Origin of the sequence: Paraburkholderia phenoliruptrix (assembly GCF_047325075.1) — a bacterium.
GTDB classification, from domain to species: Bacteria; Pseudomonadota; Gammaproteobacteria; order Burkholderiales; family Burkholderiaceae; genus Paraburkholderia; species Paraburkholderia phenoliruptrix.
In genome coordinates this window covers 566,340-584,527 of the sequence record NZ_CP168531.1, presented here as the reverse complement: position 1 = coordinate 584,527, position 18,188 = coordinate 566,340, and the positions used below count along the sequence as shown (strand labels likewise).

18 protein-coding genes are annotated in these 18,188 nt (G+C 65.5%); 5 read left to right on the top strand and 13 right to left on the bottom strand.

The window, feature by feature from the left end; all coding sequences use genetic code 11:
* From ACEN8U_RS14600 to flgB, 8 genes are all read right to left on the bottom strand, one after another.
* Positions 1-1,182 carry a flagellar basal body P-ring protein FlgI gene (locus ACEN8U_RS14600; protein ID WP_310104243.1) on the bottom strand — a complete coding sequence of 394 codons (1,182 nt, stop codon included), beginning with the start codon at positions 1,180-1,182 and terminating at the stop codon, positions 1-3.
* A gap of 2 nt (positions 1,183-1,184) precedes the next feature.
* Positions 1,185-1,883, bottom strand: coding sequence for a flagellar basal body L-ring protein FlgH (gene flgH, locus ACEN8U_RS14595; RefSeq protein WP_310104245.1), 699 nt, complete (start codon positions 1,881-1,883; stop codon positions 1,185-1,187).
* A 37-nt stretch (positions 1,884-1,920) separates the two neighbouring features.
* The gene (gene flgG / locus ACEN8U_RS14590) at positions 1,921-2,709 is read right to left on the bottom strand and encodes a flagellar basal-body rod protein FlgG (RefSeq protein ID WP_013589931.1); all 789 of its coding nucleotides are present in this window, start codon (positions 2,707-2,709) and stop codon (positions 1,921-1,923) included.
* Between the two features lie 94 nt (positions 2,710-2,803).
* Positions 2,804-3,562, bottom strand: a complete 759-nt coding sequence (flgF, locus tag ACEN8U_RS14585; RefSeq protein ID WP_013589932.1) for a flagellar basal-body rod protein FlgF — start codon at positions 3,560-3,562, stop codon at positions 2,804-2,806.
* Between the two features lie 20 nt (positions 3,563-3,582).
* Positions 3,583-5,091, bottom strand: coding sequence for a flagellar hook protein FlgE (locus tag ACEN8U_RS14580; RefSeq protein ID WP_310104248.1), 1,509 nt, complete (start codon positions 5,089-5,091; stop codon positions 3,583-3,585).
* 43 nt (positions 5,092-5,134) lie between these two features.
* Positions 5,135-5,866, bottom strand: a complete 732-nt coding sequence (locus tag ACEN8U_RS14575; RefSeq protein ID WP_015004002.1) for a flagellar hook assembly protein FlgD — start codon at positions 5,864-5,866, stop codon at positions 5,135-5,137.
* Positions 5,867-5,876: 10 nt separating this feature from the next.
* A complete protein-coding gene (gene flgC / locus ACEN8U_RS14570; protein ID WP_028361470.1) occupies positions 5,877-6,302 on the bottom strand; it encodes a flagellar basal body rod protein FlgC in 426 nt (141 codons plus the stop codon).
* A gap of 91 nt (positions 6,303-6,393) precedes the next feature.
* On the bottom strand, positions 6,394-6,885 hold the full coding sequence (gene flgB, locus ACEN8U_RS14565) for a flagellar basal body rod protein FlgB (RefSeq protein ID WP_310104252.1): 492 nt from the start codon (positions 6,883-6,885) through the stop codon (positions 6,394-6,396).
* 217 nt (positions 6,886-7,102) lie between these two features.
* On the opposite strand from flgB, the gene flgA reads away from it, so the two are divergent.
* The 5 genes from flgA to ACEN8U_RS14540 all read left to right on the top strand — a co-directional run bounded on the left by flgA (position 7,103) and on the right by ACEN8U_RS14540 (position 10,607).
* Entirely contained in the window at positions 7,103-8,686 is a 1,584-nt protein-coding gene (flgA, locus tag ACEN8U_RS14560; protein WP_310104255.1) for a flagellar basal body P-ring formation chaperone FlgA, read from the top strand.
* Between the two features lie 153 nt (positions 8,687-8,839).
* On the top strand, positions 8,840-9,193 hold the full coding sequence (gene flgM, locus ACEN8U_RS14555) for a flagellar biosynthesis anti-sigma factor FlgM (protein WP_015004005.1): 354 nt from the start codon (positions 8,840-8,842) through the stop codon (positions 9,191-9,193).
* Positions 9,194-9,287: 94 nt separating this feature from the next.
* Positions 9,288-9,734 carry a flagella synthesis protein FlgN gene (locus ACEN8U_RS14550; RefSeq protein WP_015004006.1) on the top strand — a complete coding sequence of 149 codons (447 nt, stop codon included), beginning with the start codon at positions 9,288-9,290 and terminating at the stop codon, positions 9,732-9,734.
* Between the two features lie 283 nt (positions 9,735-10,017).
* Positions 10,018-10,200 carry a type II toxin-antitoxin system HicA family toxin gene (locus ACEN8U_RS14545; protein ID WP_013589940.1) on the top strand — a complete coding sequence of 61 codons (183 nt, stop codon included), beginning with the start codon at positions 10,018-10,020 and terminating at the stop codon, positions 10,198-10,200.
* Positions 10,197-10,607: a type II toxin-antitoxin system HicB family antitoxin gene (locus tag ACEN8U_RS14540; RefSeq protein WP_028361467.1), complete on the top strand. Its 411-nt coding sequence runs from the start codon at positions 10,197-10,199 to the stop codon at positions 10,605-10,607. The genes ACEN8U_RS14545 and ACEN8U_RS14540 overlap by 4 nt, the downstream gene beginning before the upstream one ends.
* A 31-nt stretch (positions 10,608-10,638) precedes the next feature.
* Here the strand turns inward: ACEN8U_RS14540 and ACEN8U_RS14535 are convergent, their stop codons facing one another.
* From ACEN8U_RS14535 to flhB, 5 genes are all read right to left on the bottom strand, one after another.
* Entirely contained in the window at positions 10,639-11,373 is a 735-nt protein-coding gene (locus ACEN8U_RS14535) for an RNA polymerase sigma factor FliA (RefSeq protein WP_015004008.1), read from the bottom strand.
* A 28-nt stretch (positions 11,374-11,401) separates the two neighbouring features.
* On the bottom strand, positions 11,402-12,271 hold the full coding sequence (locus tag ACEN8U_RS14530) for a MinD/ParA family protein (protein WP_310104260.1): 870 nt from the start codon (positions 12,269-12,271) through the stop codon (positions 11,402-11,404).
* Positions 12,264-14,297, bottom strand: coding sequence for a flagellar biosynthesis protein FlhF (flhF, locus tag ACEN8U_RS14525; protein WP_310104264.1), 2,034 nt, complete (start codon positions 14,295-14,297; stop codon positions 12,264-12,266). The genes ACEN8U_RS14530 and flhF overlap by 8 nt, the downstream gene beginning before the upstream one ends.
* A 397-nt stretch (positions 14,298-14,694) precedes the next feature.
* Positions 14,695-16,797 (bottom strand): flagellar biosynthesis protein FlhA, encoded by a 2,103-nt coding sequence (gene flhA / locus ACEN8U_RS14520; RefSeq protein ID WP_310104267.1) that lies wholly within the window; start codon positions 16,795-16,797, stop codon positions 14,695-14,697.
* Positions 16,794-17,999: a flagellar biosynthesis protein FlhB gene (gene flhB, locus ACEN8U_RS14515; RefSeq protein ID WP_015004011.1), complete on the bottom strand. Its 1,206-nt coding sequence runs from the start codon at positions 17,997-17,999 to the stop codon at positions 16,794-16,796. Before flhB ends, flhA begins: the two co-directional genes overlap by 4 nt.
* Positions 18,000-18,188 lie beyond the last annotated feature (189 nt).

Here is an 18,188-nt window from a genome sequence, read left to right as displayed (position 1 = left end):
TTAGATGATTTCCAGGTCGGCGCGCAGAGCGCCCGCCGCCTTCATCGCCTGCAGGATCGACATGAGATCCGCGGGCGTCGCACCCAATGCGTTGAGCGCCTTCACCACTTCGGCGAGGTTCGCGCCGGCCGTCACCATCTTCAGTGCGCCGTTGTCCTGCTTCATCTGAATCTGCGACTGCTTGGCCACCACCGTCTGGCCGTTCGAGAACGCGCCCGGCTGGCTCACCACCGGCTGCGTATTGATCACCACCGACAGATTGCCGTGCGCGACCGCGCAGTTCTGCAGCGTGACCATCTGGTTCATCACGATCGAGCCGGTGCGCGCGTTCAGGATCACCTTCGCGGCGGCCTGCGCCGGCTTCACGTCGAGGTTCTGCAACTGCGCCATGAAGGCGACCTGCTGCTCCGGATCGGCCGGCGCGCGCAGCTGGATCGTGCGACCGTCGAGCGCGGTCGCCGTGCCGCCGCCGAATGCGTTGTTCACCGCGGCCACCACGCGCTGCGTGGTGTCGTAGTCCATGTCGTTCAGGTTCAGCTGCATCGTGCCCGCTTGCGACACCGAGGTCGGCACCGCCCGTTCGACGATTGCGCCGCCGGCAATGCGGCCGGCCGCGAGCGTATTGACCTGCACCTTGCTGCCGTTCGCGCTCGCGCCCGCACCGCCGACCGCCAGATTGCCCTGGCCAAGCGCGTACACCTGGCCGTCCGCGCCCTTGAGCGGCGTGAGCAGCAGCGTGCCGCCGCGCAGGCTCTTCGCATTGCCGAGCGACGACACGGTGACGTCGAGCTGCTCGCCCGGACGCGCGAACGGCGGCAGCACTGCCGTCACCATCACCGCGGCGACGTTCTTCAACTGGATGTTCGAGAGCGACGACTGCGAGTTGCTCGAGCCGGCCGCCTGGTTGTTGATCGAGATGCCGAGGTTCGCCAGCATGTTGGCGAGCGTCTGCGTGGTGAACGGCGTCTGCGTGGTCTGGTCGCCGGTGCCGTCGAGACCGACGACGAGGCCGTAGCCGATCAGCGGATTGTCGCGTACGCCCTGGATCTGCGCGAGGTCCTTCAGGCGCTCCGCGTGAGCAGGGCTCGCCGCAGGCAGCGCCGCGCACGCGAGCACGACGAAGGCGAGCGCCCGGCCGATCTTGCCGGCGCGCGCGAGGAGGCGGAATGAAACAGTACCCATGATCACCACGGCGACACGTTAAGGAAGAAGCGTTGCAGCCAGCCCATGTTCTCCGCCTCGTCGACGTAGCCTTTCGCGGAGTATTCGATTTTCGCGTCGGCGACCTGCGTGGAGTACACCGCGTTCAGATTCGAAATGGTGTTCGGATTCACGACGCCCGAGAAGCGCACGAATTCGTTGCCTTGATTGATCAGCATCTGCTTTTCGCCGCTGACCATCAGGTTGCCGTTCGGCAGCACGCCGGTCACCGTCACGGTGATGGTGCCGTTGAACGTGTTCGACGCATTCGCGCCGCCCGTCGACGCGAACTTGTTGGCGCCGCTCGCGCTCAGGTTCGCCTTGCCGAACAGGCCGCCGAGGAAGCCGGCCGTCGGCACGTCGAAGCTCGTGTTGCCGCTGCGGTTCACGCCCGCGCCGGACGACTTCGTCGCGTTGACGTTTTCCTGAATCACGATGGTCAGGATGTCCCCGACATTGCGCGGCCGCTGGTCTTCGAACAACGGCCGGCCCGCGTAACCCGGGTTGTAGATCGAGCCGGGCGCCTGCGCTTGCGGCGGCATCGGCGGCATCGCCGTCATCGGCTGCTGCGTGATCGGCTGCTTCGGCACGAGGCCGCAACCGCCGAGCGCGGCGAGCAGCGCGAGCTGCACGAGCGCGACGGCAGTGCGCGAGTGGACCGGATTACGAGTGAAGTACGACATCTTGATTACCGCCTGTCAATTCCCGCTGGCTTCAGCGTTAAACCTGCATCTGGCTGAGCGTCTGCAGCATCTGGTCGGACGTCGTCACGGCCTTGCTGTTGATCTCGTAAGCGCGTTGCGTCTGGATCATGTTCACCAGTTCCTGCACCACGTTCACGTTCGATGCTTCCACGTAGCCCTGATTCAGCGTGCCGGCGCCATTCAGGCCAGGCTGCGCGACGTTGGGCGCGCCCGACGAGGCCGTTTCCGCAAACAGGTTTTCGCCCTTTGCGTCGAGACCGGCCGGGTTGATGAAGGTGGCGAGCTGCATCGTGCCGAGCTGCTGCGTGTTGGTCGAGCCGGCCACTGTGATGGACACCGCGCCGTCGCTGCCGATGGTGAGCGACGTCGCATTGGTCGGCACCGTGATGGCCGGAATCACCTGATAGCCGCTCGACGTGACGAGCTGGCCTTGCGCGTTGGTCTGGAACGAGCCGTCGCGCGTATAGGCGGTCGTGCCGTCGGGCATCTGCACCTGGAAAAAGCCCTGGCCGTTGATGGCGACGTCTTTCGAGTTGCCGGTCTGCTGCAGGTTGCCCTGCGTGTACAGACGCTCAGTGGCGACCTGCTGAACACCGGTGCCGAGCTGGATGCCGGACGGCAATTCGGTTTGCTGCGTCGAGTTCGCGCCGGGCTGACGGACGGTTTGATACAGCAGATCCTCGAACACCGCGCGCGAGCCCTTGAAGCCGTTGGTGCTGACGTTCGCGAGGTTGTTCGAGATCACGTCCATCTGCGCCTGCTGCGCATTCATGCCGGTAGCGGCGATGTAGAGTGAGCGGTTCATAAATTTCTCCAATTCGGGCCGCACTTTGCGCCTTAGCGCTGAGTGCGGTCCCATGCAACTTGTTTGCGAGCCGGTGCACGGCCCGCCATGCCCGTCAGCTGAAATTCAGCAACTGATTGGCGGCCTGATCGTTCTTGTCCGCGCTTTCCAGCAGCTTCGTCTGCATCTGGAACTGGCGCGCGTTGGTGATCATCGAAACCATCGCGCTCACCGGATTCACGTTGCTGCCTTCAAGCGATGCAGGCGCGACCGCCACGGTCGGATCCGCGTCGGCGGGATTGCCGTCGGCGGTGCGGAACAGGCCGTCGTCGCCGCGCGTCAGCGTTTGCGGATCGGGATTGACCAGCTTCAGCTGATCGATCGTCACCACGGCTGTCGGCGGATCGCCCGGCGTGAGCGCGGTCACCGTGCCGTCGCGGCCGATGGTGATCTGTGCGCCCGGCGGCACCGAAACCGGCCCGCCGTTGCCGAGCACCACCTGATTGGTGGCGTTGACCAGCTGGCCGTTCTGGTCGATGTGCAGATTGCCCGCGCGCGTGTACGCCTCGCCGCCGTCGGCGGTCTGCACGGACAGCCAGCCCGGGCCTTCGATCGCGACGTCGAGAGGATTGCCCGTCTGCTGGATCGGGCCTGGCGTGTAGTCCGCGCCCGGCGTCGACGACAGCACGAAGGTACGCGTGGTGTTGTCGTTGATCGAACTGCCGTCGCCGAACGACATCGGCACGGCGCGAAACGTCGCCAGCTGCGCGCGGAAACCGGTGGTGGACGCGTTCGCCAGATTGTTCGCAACGATGGCCTGCTGTTCGAGCGCTTGCGTGCTGCCCGACATCGCGGTGTAGATCAGCCGATCCATGATGGGTCCGTCCTGCTCGCTTACAGGTTGATGAGCGTCTGGTCGACGGTCTGTTGCGTCTTGATCGTCTGCGCGTTCGCCTGATAGTTGCGTTGCGCGGTGATCAGATCCACCAGTTGGCTCGTCAGGTCGACGTTCGAGTTCTCGACCGCGCCGCCTTGCAGCACGCCGTGGTTCGTCGAGCCCGGCGCCGAAATCTGCGCGACGCCCGACTGCGACGTCTGCTGGAATTCGTTGTTGCCGAGGTTGACGAGACCGTTCTGGTTCGAGAAGTTGGCGAGCACGATCTGGCCGAGCGCCGCGGTCTGCTGGTTCGAGTAGTTGCCGGTCAGCGTGCCGTCGGCGCCGATCGTGAAGCTCGTCAGCGTGCCGGCCGCGTAGCCGTCGGGCTGCAGCGAGTTCACGCCGTTCTTGCCGCCGTACTGCGTCGTGCCCGAAATGTTCAGCGTCAGCGCCTGCGGGGTCGACGAACCGTCGGTGGTCGGCACAGAGAAGTTGAAGACATACGGCGTGGTGGTCGCGGTACCCGCAGCGTCGGTCGTGCCGAGCAGCGTGCCCGACGAGTTGAAGTTCGCGTGGCCGACGAGCGAGGCGGTGCCGGTCGACACGCCGGCGTACACGTCCCACGTGCCGGCCGAGGTCTTGGCGAAATACATGTTGACCGTCTGCGAGCCGCCGAGCGAGTCGTACACGGTCGTGCTGGTCGAGTAGTTATACGTCGACGAGCTGTTCTGGTTGAAGGCCACCGGCGTCGGCGCAATGGTGTAGCTGTCGCCGGTGCCAGGCACGCCGTTGAACGTGACGGTCTGACCATTGCCGAGCGAGATCGGCGAGCCGGCCGTGTAGGTGCCGGTCGTCGAGGTGCCGAGCGTCGTGTCGGTCACCGTGTAGGCCGTCGCGCTGGTGAACGTGACGGTGTAGTTGTCCTTGTTCGTGCCGGAGGCGGTGTTGGTGATCGTCGCGCCCGGCGACGTCAGCGTGCCGGTATTCGACGCGTTGGCCGTCACGCTCGGCGTGCCGAGCATCAGCGGATCCTGCGCGTTCAGGTTGAGGCCGGCGGAAATGTTGGTCGTGGCCTTCGGCGCGATGTTCGCGGTCGGCACGCTCAACGGCACGGTCTGCGCGGTGTTGATGATGCCGGCGCTGTTGGCCGCATAGCCCATCAACTGCAAGCCTTGCGCGTTCGTGATGAAGCCGTTCTTGTCGAGCTGGAACACGCCGTTGCGCGAATACACGAGCGAACCGTTGTTCGACAGCTGGAAGAAGCCGTTGCCGTTGATCGCGACGTCGAGCGCCTGATTCGTGCTCGTAATCGTGCCTTGCGAAAACTGCTGCTGCACTTCCGAGAGCTTCGTGCCGATGCCGACCTGGTTGCCCACGGCGGTCGCCACCGAATTCGCGTACATGTCGGCGAATTGCGCCGCGCCGCTCTTGAAGCCAACCGTATTCGCGTTGGCGATGTTGTTGCCGATCACGTCGAGATCGCTCGACGATGCCGACAAACCACTCAAACCTTGTTGGTAACCCATGACGGTCTCCGTGTCTGGAAAGTCGTAACTGACTTGATCTGAATTAGAGGATGGCGGCGACGCTCGTCAGCGAGACGGTCGAGCCGTTCGACAGCACGAGGCCCGGCGTGCCGCTTGCCTGGGTCACGACGCTTTGCACCGTTGCGCCCGCGAGCGTGCTGGCCGTGGCCTGCTGGCCGTTGATCGTGCCGACCGCGCTGATGGTGTAGGTGCCGTCGGGCAGCGTGTTGCCGGCCGAGTCGGTCGGCGTCCAGCCCACCGGAATCGTGCCCGCCGACTGCTTGCCGAGGTCGATCGTGTTGACGATCTGGCCTGCCGAGTTCTTCACGACGACCTGCAGGTCGTTCACCGAGTTCGCGAGCTGCACGCCGAACGAGCTCGCCTTGCCGCCTGCAACCGAAATCGAGCTGCCCGGCGCGAGCACGGTCGAGCCGATCAGCAGCGCCGCCTGCGACTGCTGGCCGGCGGACATCTGCGTCGCGAGCGAGCTCAACGTCGTGTTCAACTGGCTGATGCCCGACACGGTGTTGATCTGGGCAAGCTGCGAAGTCATCTGCGAGCTGTCCATCGGATTGGTCGGGTCCTGGTTCTTCAACTGCGCCACGAGCAGGCTCAGGAAGGTGTTCTGCAGATCGGTCGCCGAGGTGCCGGAGGTGCCGGTCGTCGAACTCGTCGAACTGCCCGTGCTCGACGAGCTCTTCGTGCCGTTCATCGTGTCGAGCAGCGTTTGCGACACGTTCGTGCCGTTGCTGCCGATGGTGGTGCTGGTGGTCAAGGGGCTCTCCTCAGGTTCCGATCGTGAGCGTTTTCAGCATCAGGGTCTTGGCGGTGTTCAGGGTTTCGACGTTGGCCTGGTACGAGCGCGACGCCGAAATCATGTTCACCATTTCCTGCACCGGGTCGACGTTCGGCAAGGTGACATAGCCGTCCGCGTTCGCCGCCGGATTGCCGGGGTCGTAGGCGGTCTTCATCGGCGTCGGGTCGTCGACCACGCCGGTCACCTGCACGCCGCCAACCTGCTGGCCGGACGCCGTGCGCGCACCGCCGAGCGGCGCGACCGCGAACACGACCTGCTTGGCCTTGTACGGCTGGCCGTCCGGGCCGGTCGTGCTGTCCGCGTTGGCGAGGTTCGAGGCCGTCACGTTGAGCCGTTGCGACTGCGCGGACATCGCGGAGCCTGCAACACCGAATATGTTCATCAAAGAAGGCATGTTTGCTGACCTTTCTTGCCGGTTCGAGCCGGCTTCAAGTTAGTTCCCGTAGCGATTTGTTCTACCTGCCGCGCATGTCTTGCGGCGCTGCTCAGGAGCCCGACTGGATCGCCGACAGCATCGTCTTGATCTGGTTCGAGAGCACCGTCATGCCGGATTCGAAGTGCAGCGTGTTGTCCGCGAACTGCACGCGCTCCGTGTCGATGTCGACGGTGTTGCCGTCGAGCGCCGGTTGCGTCGGCACGCGGTATTGCAGATTGCCGTAGTCGTCGGAGGTGCCGCCTGACGCGCTCAGCGTCGATTTGCCGGACATGTGGCCCGGCGCCGTCGCCGCCATCGACATGCCGCTCGTCACGCCGGCCGGCTGCGCCATCGGCAGCGCGGCGGTGTTCGACGCCGCGTGACCGGTCGCGCCGGTCTTTTTCAGCGCGCCCGCAAGCGACGAGGCGAAGTCGACGTCGCGCGCCTTGTAGCCGGGCGTGTCGGCATTGGCGATATTCGACGACAGGAGCTCCTGGCGGTAAGCGCGCACGTCGAGCGCTTCACGTCCAAAAGCGAATTCGGCATCGAGTTTGTCCAGCATAAGAATCTCCGGAGAGCGGTCCCGAGGCTTCCCGTGCGCTCTTGTCAGAGAGCTGCATGAGACGGGAAGGCCTTTTTGCATGAGGAGCATCTTATGGGCGCCGCGCAAGCAGCAATCGGACGAATAACCGGGAAAGGGGGCTTCTATTCAACGTTTGCGCAAAGGGGGCGCTCAATAGAATGCAAGGCGTACCGAATGCATTCGATGGAGAACCGCGATGGACCAGCCCACTTCCGATCCGACGCCCCGCGCACGACGCGCGGCGGCGCATCGCATGAGTGCGGCCGCCCTGCGCGTCGCGGCGAGGCTTCTGTTGAGTTCGACGCTCGGCGTGGCCGCGTCGGGCGGCGCCGCGCTGCTGTTGGCCGCCGGCGCGCAGGCCGGCGAAGCCGACGGCCCGATCGTGATTGCCGGCCCGAACGAACAGAATCCCGCCGCGCTCGCGGAACTTGCCGAGCATATGCAGACGGCGCCCGCCAAACGGACCGGCTCGGCCGCGACACTCGCCGCCGCCACCGCGCAATCGCTGACGCGAGGTTCGTCCACGCGCGACGCCGATGCGTTTACCCGCGCCGCCAACGCCAGCGGCTCGATCGTCATTGCGGGCGCGGGCGACACGCCGGTCGCGCCGCAAATGATTCGCACCAATTTCAAGCCGGACGCGAACGGTGTCGTCACCATTCCCGCGCCGGGGCGCGCCGGCACGAGCGCCACCAGCACAACGAACTCCGCCAACCCGGCCGATACGGCCAGCCCAGCCGGCACCGCCGGCCGCCTCGACACGATGCCGGCTTCGCGCCGCGTCGTGCCGGTTGTCGTGGCCCCGGCGCCGCAAACCAACGGCGCACGCGGCAGCGCGGGCGTTCAGCCGGTCGCGGCCAACGCGCCTTCGGGCGTGGCAGGCCGCGCAGCGGCTGGCGTGTCGGGGTCGGCGGCAACTGCAGGTTCTTCGGCAACGGACAGTTTCGATCCGCTGGCGGCACGCGGCGAGCCGCCGCAGTTCGGCGCGGACGGCAAACCGGTTGCCACGCGCGCGAGCGCGCCCGCCAATGCGACGATGAGCGCCGGCGTCGCGCCGACGGCCAGCATGCCTGTCACGCGGCCTGCCGCAGCCGCGGCGGCCGTCGCCCAACCGAATCCGCGCACGGCAGCCCCGGCGCAGCCTGCGCCGCTACCCGGCCAGCAGGACCCGGAAGCGATTCGCGCCGTCGCGCTGGCGTTTTTGCAACAGCAATCGGCGGGCTTGCCGGGCAAGGTGGAAATCACCGTCGCGCCCGCGTTTCCGCGTGGTCTCGCCGCGTGCATGATGCTCGAGCCGTTCATGCCGAGCGGCGCGCGCCTGTGGGGCCGCGTGACCGTCGGCGTGCGTTGCGCGGGCCAGCGTCCGTGGACCATCTATCTGCAGGCGCGCGTTTCGCTGCATGCCACCTACTACCTCGCGGGCCGCGCCATGTCGGTCGGCGAAGTGGTCACCGCCGCCGACCTCGTCGCGCGCGATGGCGATCTGACGGGCTTGCCGCAGGCCATCGTGACGGATCCGGCGCAGGCGGTCGGCTCGGTCACGCTGACGCGCGTCTCCGCCGGCATGCCGCTGCGCCGCGACATGCTCAAAAGCGCGTCGGCGGTGTCCATCGGGCAGACGGTGCGCGTGGTGGCCGCCGGCGACGGTTTCGCGATTTCCTCGGAAGGCAGCGCGATGAACAATGCGTCGCCGGGTCAGCAGGTTCGCGTGAAGACCGCCAACGGCCAGATCATCTCGGGCATCGTCAAGGACGGCGCCACGGTGGAGATTCAACTGTGAAAGCGGACGACCCGCGCGTCGCGCAGGTTCTGGCGGCGCCGGCCGTTTCAGGGCCGGATCGTCTTGATAGACAAGGAAAAAGCTGCAGCGATTGCGCTAAAGTTTTGATGAACGCTTGCCGTTATCAGAATCAAATCGTTCAGGAAGCCAATCGTGAAAGTCGATTCCCAAACCAATTCGAACCTGCCGACGTTGAAAGATGCCGTGTCCCGCTCGCAGCAAAGCGAAGCGGCGACCGCGAACACCGGCGCGCAGACGGCGGGCACTGCCTCGCAACCCACTTCCAGCGGCTCGGGCGACGCGAGCGTCAGCCTGTCGGGCCTGTCGCAGCATTTGCGCAGCCTCGCGGCGTCCGGTTCCGCCGACATCGACATGGCGCACGTCGAGTCGATCAAGCAGGCCATCAAGGACGGCACGCTCACGATCGACTCCGGCAAGATCGCCGACGGCGTGCTCAGCACCGCACGCGAACTGTTGCAGACCAAATCCTCGTCGACCGGCAACTAATCGACGCATCGAAGTACGGTGAATTGCCGGGCGGCGTTCGACAAACCCGGCTCGCAATTCCTCTGCGAGCCGACGTTTTCAGCGAGTTGTTGAGATGAAAGACGCCCTGCTTGCCACCCTCATCGAAGAATATTCCGCCGTCGAGGCATTCGCGTCGGTCCTGACGCTCGAGACCAAGGCGCTCACCGCGTTGTCGCCGGTCGAATTGCTGCCTTCGGTAATCGAGAAAAAGACCGCACTGATCGGCGAGCTCGCGCAGCTCGAAACCCGCCGCGACGAGCTGCTCGCCGGCATGGGTTTTCCGGGCGGCTGGGCCGGCATGGAACTCGCCGCCAGCACCGACGAGCGCCTCGGCGCCCAGTGGTCGCTGCTGCAAAAGGCCGCCGAGCGCGCGCGCCGCTCGAACACCAGCAACGGCGAGCTGATTCGCGTCCGCATGGACTACAACCAGCGGGCGCTGGCCGCGCTGCAGGTGGTGATGCCGCAAAAGGCCGGTTTCTACGGTCCCGACGGGCGTATTCCGGCACGCGCGGCGGTGTAAAACCGCGATCAGACAGAACATTTCCATCAAGGGCTCGTCGCTGCGACGGGCCCTTTTTGTTTTCACCGTCTCGCTCGCTCGCACTTCCCTCCTTCCCTCACACATTGGCCATCCGGCCAGGTGGCGCTCAGGGTGCCGCCCGCGTTCAAATCTCCTCTTTCCCCAACGAGGTTTTCCGCCGCCGGCGCGCGTAGGCACGCCGCCTTTCCCGTGTCGTCCGACAGCAGCGGAAACTGACTCTAGCGAGGTTGTGTAATCGTGTGTATAGTACGAGGAGTGCAGTATGAACAGTGCCGAGGTCGTCAAACTGATTCACGCGGATGGCTGGCGGCTTGTCCGGATATCGGGCAGCCATCATCACTTCCGGCACGCATTGAAAGCCGGGCTCGTGACCATCCCCCATCCCAAAAGGGACCTTCCGCCCGGCACGCTGAACAGCATCTTGAAACAGGCAGGGCTGAAATGAAAAACTTGATCTTTCCGGTCGCCATCGAGCCAGGCGACGCAGAGCACGCGTTCGGCGTCATCGTGCCGGATATTCCGGGCTGTCATTCGGCGGGAGATACGCTGGAGGAGGCTTACGCGAACGCGAAAGAGGCGATCGAGGCGCATCTGGACACGCTGCTCGACGAAGGCTTGCCGATTCCCGAAAGGCGGACGCTAGACGAGCATCGGCGTAATCCTGACTACGCGGGTTTCACGTGGGGCTTCGTGACAACCCGGAATATTCCCGCGCTGAAGAAGGCGGTTCGCATCAACATCTCGTTACCCGAGGCGCTGGTGCATGAAATCGACGAATACGCGCAGGCGCGTGGCATGTCGCGTTCTGCTTTTCTCGCGCTCGCCGCCGAGCATGAAATGGCGGAGGCTTGACACGCATGCGTTGGCGCGCGAGGCAGAGCGCTCAGGTGGCCTCGGCATTCGCCCAGGCCATTTCGCGCAGACGTGTGCGCAAACGCGCCACCGCCTGGCTGTGCAGCTGGCATACGCGCGACTCGCTGACTTCCATCACCGCGCCGATTTCACGCAGGTTCATGCCGCGCTCGTAGTAGAGCGACATCAGCAGCTTTTCGCGTTCTGGCAAGCGGTCGATGGCTTCCACCAGCGCGGAGCGCAGGCTCTCGTCGAGCAATGCCGAGAGCGGATCCGAGTGATCCACGCAGTAACGGTCCAGAAACGGTTCGTCGTCGGCGGAACGGTCGAAGTCTTCGTAGTAGATGAGCTGGCTGCCGTGCAGATCCTGCAGCATCGACTGATACTCGTCGAGCGGCATTTGCAGGTGCTCGGCAATCTCCGTTTCGCTCGCCGAGCGGCCCAGGTTCTGCTCCACCTTGTGCACAGCTGTTTCCACTTCTCGCGAGGTGCGCCGCAAGCTGCGCGGCAGCCAGTCGTTACTGCGCAATTCGTCCAGCATCGCGCCGCGAATCCGCTGGCTCGCGTAGGTCTCGAACTGCGCGCCCTGATCTTCCTTGTAGCGGCTCGCGGCATCCAGCAGGCCGATCATGCCGGCCTGAATCAGATCGTCGAGGTCGACGCTGGCCGGCATTTTGGCGACGAGCTGCAAGCCGAGTCGACGCACGAGCGGTGCGTACTTCGTTAAAACATCGGCTTGGGAAATCTTTCCCTGAGCGTTATACATCGTGCTCCCCTTGTCCTTGTGCCGCCCCTCAGGCGTGCTGCGCAGACGGTTGGTCGGCGTGTTGCGCCGCTGAAACTGTCGCAGGCGCCATCCATGGCGTTTGCGACGACATCGCTGGCCGCATCGGCCAGTACTGCAGTTCGGCCGCGAGGTGCCGGAAATCGCGCGCTGCCGGTGTCGACGGAAATGCGTCGACGACACAACGCGACAACTCTTCGGCTCGCGCCATCCGCGCATCCGCGGCAATGCAACCGGCGTCTTCCAGCGCCACCGCGAGGTAGCGCCCGGCCACGCCGGCCAGGTTTGCAAAAGCAGTGCGAGCGTCTTCCACGCTCTGCACGTGGTTCACCAGCACGCGAAACTGCGCGATGGCGTGGGCGTAATGCAGGCGCTTCATGCATGCATAGGCGTCCGTGATCGCCTGCGCGGCCATGCGCGTGACGATCATCACGTCGTGCGCCTGCATCGCGAGCGCCGACAGGTGCCCTTGCTGATCCAGTTGCGCGTCGATCAGCACGACGTCGGCGGAGCCGTGCAGCAGCACGCTCAATTGCGCCGCGCTATAGCCCTCGCGATGCGCACGCGAGGCGGCCAGCACCGAGAAGCCGAGCGGATGCCGCGAAGCCGCGTCGTCGAGCGTCATCTCGCCGCGCATCACCGCCGTAAAGTTGCCCGCGCCGCGCACGCTGCCGGCAAGCGCGCTCACCGACTTGTCGCCGAGCCACTCGTCGATCACGAGCACGTCCTTGCCTTGCTGCGCGAGCGCCGCCGCGAGGTTGATCACCGTGGCTGTGCAGCCCGCGCCCAGCGACCCGCCCGTTATCGAAATCACGCGCGAGCCGCTGCGCGCGAGAAGGCGCCGCAGTCCTTCTGCCTGATCGGAGACGAGCTTATCCAAAGCGGACCTCGTGCAATTCAGCGGTGGAGCGCGCGGACAGCGCGGAGAGCAGCGCGGGCACGTCGTCGTCGTGCGGAACGAACGGCGAGTGATCGCGCGGAATGCAGAACGCGCTCTTCAGCAGGAAACGTTTGGTCGCGACGTAGAGGTTTTCCGGCACTTTCTGGCCGGTCGACACGTAGTGCACCGGCAGCTTGTAGCGGATCACCGTATCGAGTACGCCACCCAGGTTGGTGGCCTCGTCGAGCTTGGTCAGAATGCAGCCGGCGAGCGGCTGTTGATCCGGTCCGCGCTGGTACGCCTGCACGACTTCGTTGAGCGTGTCGCCGTGGCTCGTTGCGTTGAGCAGCAACAGACGCTGCACCGGCTGGCCCGCACGGCTTAACATCGCTATCTGGTCGGACACGAGCCGGTCGCGCTGGCTCATGCCGATCGTGTCGATCAGCACGATGTGCTTGTTGCGCAATTCGGAGAGCGCGAGTTGCAGGTCGGCGCTGTCTTTCACCGCGTGAACCGACACGCCGAGAATCTTGCCGAAGATGCGCAGTTGCTCGTGACCGCCGATCCGGTAGCTGTCGGTGGTGAGCAGCGCGACTTTGCTGGCGCCGAAGCGCATCACGCAGCGCGCCGCGAGCTTGGCCGTGGTCGTGGTCTTGCCGACGCCCGTCGGGCCCATCAGCGCGAATACGCCGCCGCGCTCCATGAGCGTGTCTTCGTCTTCCATCACCGGCAGGTTCGAGGCGAGCACCGAGCGCACCCAGTCCATGCCGTCGTCCATGTTGTCGACGTCCTCGGGCAGGTTGTCGACCATCATCTGCACGAGCTGCGCGGAAAAACCGGCCGCGAACAGATGCTTGGTCAGCGCGCCGTGCGCCGGATTGCGGCGTTGACGGTCGCCCCACATGAGGCCCGCGAACTGTTCTTCCATCATGCCGCGCAGCGACGACAGCTCGCTCATCACGGTTTCCTTGACGACCTGCTCCATGCGCGCCTTGATTGCTTCAGCGACAGCAGCAGGCGTGCGCGTGTCGTCGGCGGCGGCGGGCGCCGGCGCGAATTTCTGCGCGGCGCGGCGCGCGGCGACTTGCGCGGCTTCGCGAGCCCAGTCCGGCGTGTTGTCTGCTTGCGTTGCGGCGGCGTTGCCCGGCTCGACGGCGGCGCCGAGGCCCTTGGCCATCGCGTCGGCGGGCGTCATCGTGTGAGGACGCGCGCTGTATTCGCCGTGCTGCTGTTGCTCGGCGGCGATGCGTCGCGCGTGATCGATCAGCCACGGATTCGATTCGGCCAGCGTGCGCGGCGCCTGAGCGTCGGCGGACGAAGCCGCGGAGCCGGACGGCACACCGGCGGCCTTCAGCAGGTCGGCGCGAATGTCTTCGTTCAGGCGCGCGGCCGCGGCGCGGGCGCTCGGCTGACCGACGTTGATCTGTTGCGATTGCGGCGCAGGCGCGTGCTTCGCGCGCTCGGTGGCCGCATTGGCGGCAGTGGCGGAAGCGCCATGCAATGCGCCTTTGCGCGCGGCGGCCAGCGGGTCGGCCAGCGCCGCGGACGGCTTGGCGGCTTGCTTCGCCGCTTGCATCGCTGCATTCATCGCCGCACTCGGCATGACCTTGGCGGCCGGCTGCGCGTCATGACCGCCTGCGAGCGACGAATCAGCGAAGCTGCCCGCCGTCTCGGTGCCGGCTTCGGGGCTCGCGCCGAACACCGACGAGAACACGTCCGGCATGCCGCTCGCATACGGATTGGCTTGCATCGCCTGAGGCGCGGACATCGCGCGCGGCGCGGCCGGCGCGCCCAGCGCGGGTTGCGCGGCCGCCGGATTCGTCGATGCGGATGGTGCTGCGCTCGCTTCGGCGCGCGGTGCCTTCGGCGTGATCGCCGCAAGGTCGCTGTCGGCCAATGCGACGATCTCGACACTGCCGTCATCCATTGTCCGATTGGACAGCACGACCGCGTCGGCGCCCAGCGCTTCGCGCACGAGACGCAGTGCATCGCGACTGTTGGCACCGATAAATTTACGAATGTTCAAGCTGGACCCCCGATGAGGTAAACGGACTGACGGACCGGCAACACACCGCTTCCCATTGAGATCATTATTGCGAAACCCGTCGTCCGACGATCGGTGGATAAAGGCCGTTAAACGTGGGTAATTCGGCCGATGGAAGCACGCCGCCATCCCGACCCGCCGCGTGACGAAAACGCGCCGTGCCGCGCGCGCGCCGGCGAGTCGCAAGCCGCGCCAGGGCGGTGCCCGTGAGCGAAGCATGGACTCGCCGATACCTTCGCGGTGTGAAAAGTCAGGCGCGGAAATGAAAACCGGCGCCTTCAGGCGCCGGCTAACCGGTCGAGTGTCGGTCCACCCGTCATGCGCGCGGCAAGTGCCGCGCAGTTTGCGACAAGGTGCTCAGCGCGCTTTTCGTCGCGCGTTACCCCTGCGCGCCGATCAGATTGACCACCTTGATGTTGCGCGTGTCCGGCACTTCGGCATACGACAGCACCTTCAACTGCGGCAGGCTGCGGCGCAGGAAGCGCGCGAGCATCGGCCGCAATGCATGCTGCACGAGCAGCACTGGCGCAAGTCCCATGTTCTGCTGACGGCTCATCGCCTTCTGCGTTTCGGTCATCAGCGTATGCGCGAGGCCGGGCTCGAGGCCGGGGTTCGAACCGGTCGACAGCGCCTGCGACAGCACACGCTCCAGATTCGAGTCGAGGCCCATCACCTGCATGTCGCCGGTGCCCGGGAACCACTGCTGCGTAATCGCGCGGCCGAGTGCAAGACGCACGGCGGCGGTGAGATCGTGCGCGTCGGTGAGCTTCGGCGTGTGCTCGGACAGCGCTTCGAGGATGGTGCGCAGGTCGCGGATCGGCACGCCTTCTTCCAGCAGGTTTTGCAGCACCTTCTGCAGCGTGGTGAGCGGCAGCGTCTTCGGCACCAGATCGTCGACGAGCGACGGCGTGTCTTTCTGCATGCGCTCCAGCAGCGCCTGCACCTCGCGACGGCCGAGCAGCTCGGACGCGTGCGTGACCACGAGGTGATTCAGGTGCGTGGCGACCACGGTGCTCGAATCGACCACGGTGTAGCCATACACCTGCGCCTGTTCGCGCAGATTCGTGTCGATCCAGATGGCCGGCAGACCGAACGCCGGGTCTTGCGTCGGCGTGCCCGGCAGCGCGGCCGAAACCTGGCCCGGGTTGATCGCGAGCCATTGGCCCGGATACGCCTCGCCGACGCCCACTTCTACGCCCTTCAGCGCGATCCGATAACCGTTCGGCCGCAATTCCAGGTTGTCGCGAATGTGGATGACCGGCGGCAGAAAGCCGATTTCCTGCGCGAACTTCTTGCGGATGCTCTTGATCCGCTTGAGCAGTTCGCCGTCCGAGTTCTTGTCGACGAGCGGAATCAGCCGGTAGCCCACTTCGAGGCCGAGCGTGTCGATCATCGTCACGTCGTCCCAGCTGGCTTCGGTGTTCTCGACCGGCGTGACGGCGGCCGGCGCGACATTCACGAGCGCCGTCGTGTTCTTGCGTTCCTCGGCGCGCTTTTTCATGGTGCGGCCGAGCTGGATCAGACCGCCGCCCAGGATCAGAAACGCGAAGTGCGGCATGCCCGGAATCAGGCCCATCAGCACGAGAATGCAGCCGGTGATCATCAGCACGCGTGGGTTCGTGAAGAGCTGCCCGGTGAGCTGCGTGCCGATGTCTTCATTGGTTGCGACGCGCGACACGATCACGCCAGCGGCCGTCGAAATGACGAGCGACGGAATCTGCGCGACGAGGCCGTCGCCGATGGTGAGCAGCGTGTAGTTCTTGCCCGCCGACGCGAAGTCCATGCCGTGCTGAACCATCCCGACGATCAGCCCGCCGAAGATGTTGATCACCATGATCAGCAAACCGGCAATCGCGTCGCCGCGCACAAACTTGCTCGCGCCGTCCATCGAGCCGTAGAACTCGGCTTCCTGCGAGACTTCCGCGCGACGCTTGCGCGCCTGCTCTTCGTTGATGAGGCCGGCGTTCAGGTCGGCGTCGATCGCCATCTGCTTGCCGGGCATCGCGTCGAGCGTGAAGCGCGCGGACACTTCCGCGATCCGCCCCGCGCCCTTCGTGATCACCATGAAGTTGATCACCATCAAAATGATGAAGACGACGATACCGACCGCGAAGTTGCCGCCCACGAGGAAGTGGCCGAACGACTCGATCACCTGGCCCGCGGCGTCAGGACCGGTGTGGCCTTCGAGCAGCACGACGCGCGTCGACGCGACGTTCAGCGACAGGCGCAGCAGGGTCGAGAACAGCAGCACGCTCGGGAAAGCGGCGAAGTCGAGCGGTTTCATCGTGTACATGCTGACGAGCAGCACCATCACGGAAAGCGCGATGTTGAAGGTGAACAGCAAATCCAGCAGGAACGGCGGCAACGGCAGAATCATCATGCCGAGGATCATGCAGATCAGCACCGGGCCGGCTAAGGCGCGCAAATTGGTGCTGCTCAGGGCATCGGGCCGTCGAGCGAGGAAACCGGCGCGAGCGTTCATGCCGAGACTCCGTCATCGTTAGCGGGGTTGAGCGTGTCGGCGGCTTCCTGATCGGCTTCTTCATCCGATACACCGCCCTTGTCGAGTTCCGCGGGCACGTCGAGCTCGGTCGGTGCGACCGGCTTGACGCCGCCTTCGGTTTTGAAGCGCCGCAACTGGTACACCCACGCGAGCACTTCGGCGACCGCGCCATACAGCTGGCCGGGAATCTCGCGGTTCAGTTCGACGTTGTGATAAAGCGCACGCGCGAGCGGCGGCGCTTCCAGCAGCGGCACGTTGTTTTCGGCGGCGAGCTCGCGAATGCGCGCGGCCACGAGGTTCACGCCCTTTGCGACCACCTTCGGCGCGCGCATCTCGCCGTCCGTGTATTGCAGCGCGACCGCGAAGTGCGTCGGGTTCGTGACCACGACGTCGGCCTTCGGCACCTGCGTCATCATGCGGCGGCGGGCAATGGCGCGCTGCTGCTGGCGAATCCGGCCCTTCACGTGCGGATCGCCTTCGCTTTCGCGATGCTCGCGCTTCACTTCTTCCTTGCTCATGCGCAGTTTCTTGTGGAACTGCCAGAGTTGATAAGGCACATCCAGTGCGGCGACGACGAACATGCCCGCCACCGTCATCCCGCAGCACACGGCGATGAGATGCACGGTGTTGGCGAGCGCGATGTGCAGCGGCTGCGTGGCGAGCGCGAGAATCTCCTCGCGCCGGTTCCAGATCGCGGTACCGCCGATCACACCCACCACCAGCGTCTTGGCAAGCGACATGCCGAGCTGGATCGGGCCGTTGATCGAAAAGATCTTGCCGAGGCCGGCAATCGGATTGAGGCGGTCGAACTTGGGCTCGAGCCCTTTCGCCGACAGTTGCCAGCCGCCCAGCGCCATCGGCGCGAGCAAGGCGGCCGCGCCGGTAAACGCGAGGATCGGCAAAAGCGCGTAGAGGCCTTCGCGGCTCGCCGCGCCGGCGCCCGCCATCATGCGGTGCGTCTCGAAAGCGCTCGCGTGGTCGAATGTGAACGCCGCGCGCAGCATGGCCTGCAAATGCTCGCCGATGCTGCCCGACATGCCCCACACGCCGAAAAAGCCGGCCGCGAGCAGCGCGAACGTCGAGAGCTCCCGCGAACGCACGATCTGCCCCTCCTCGCGCGCTTTCTGCAAGCGCCGAGGGGTGGCTGATTCGGTTTTTTCGAGGTCGCTTTCCTCTGCCACAAGGCTCTCCAATCGGGCGAGGCACTGCGCCTCTTTCCAGTGAGAGCGATTATTCCCGGTCGGCGCAAGCACCGATCGGCGGATAAAGGAGGAGAAACCGGGGCTTTTCGGCGGATGGGCGAGCCGCGCGCGAGGCCGCGCGCCGCCGCAAAAGACAACGCCCGCGCTGCTTCGCGCGGGCGTCGTGGC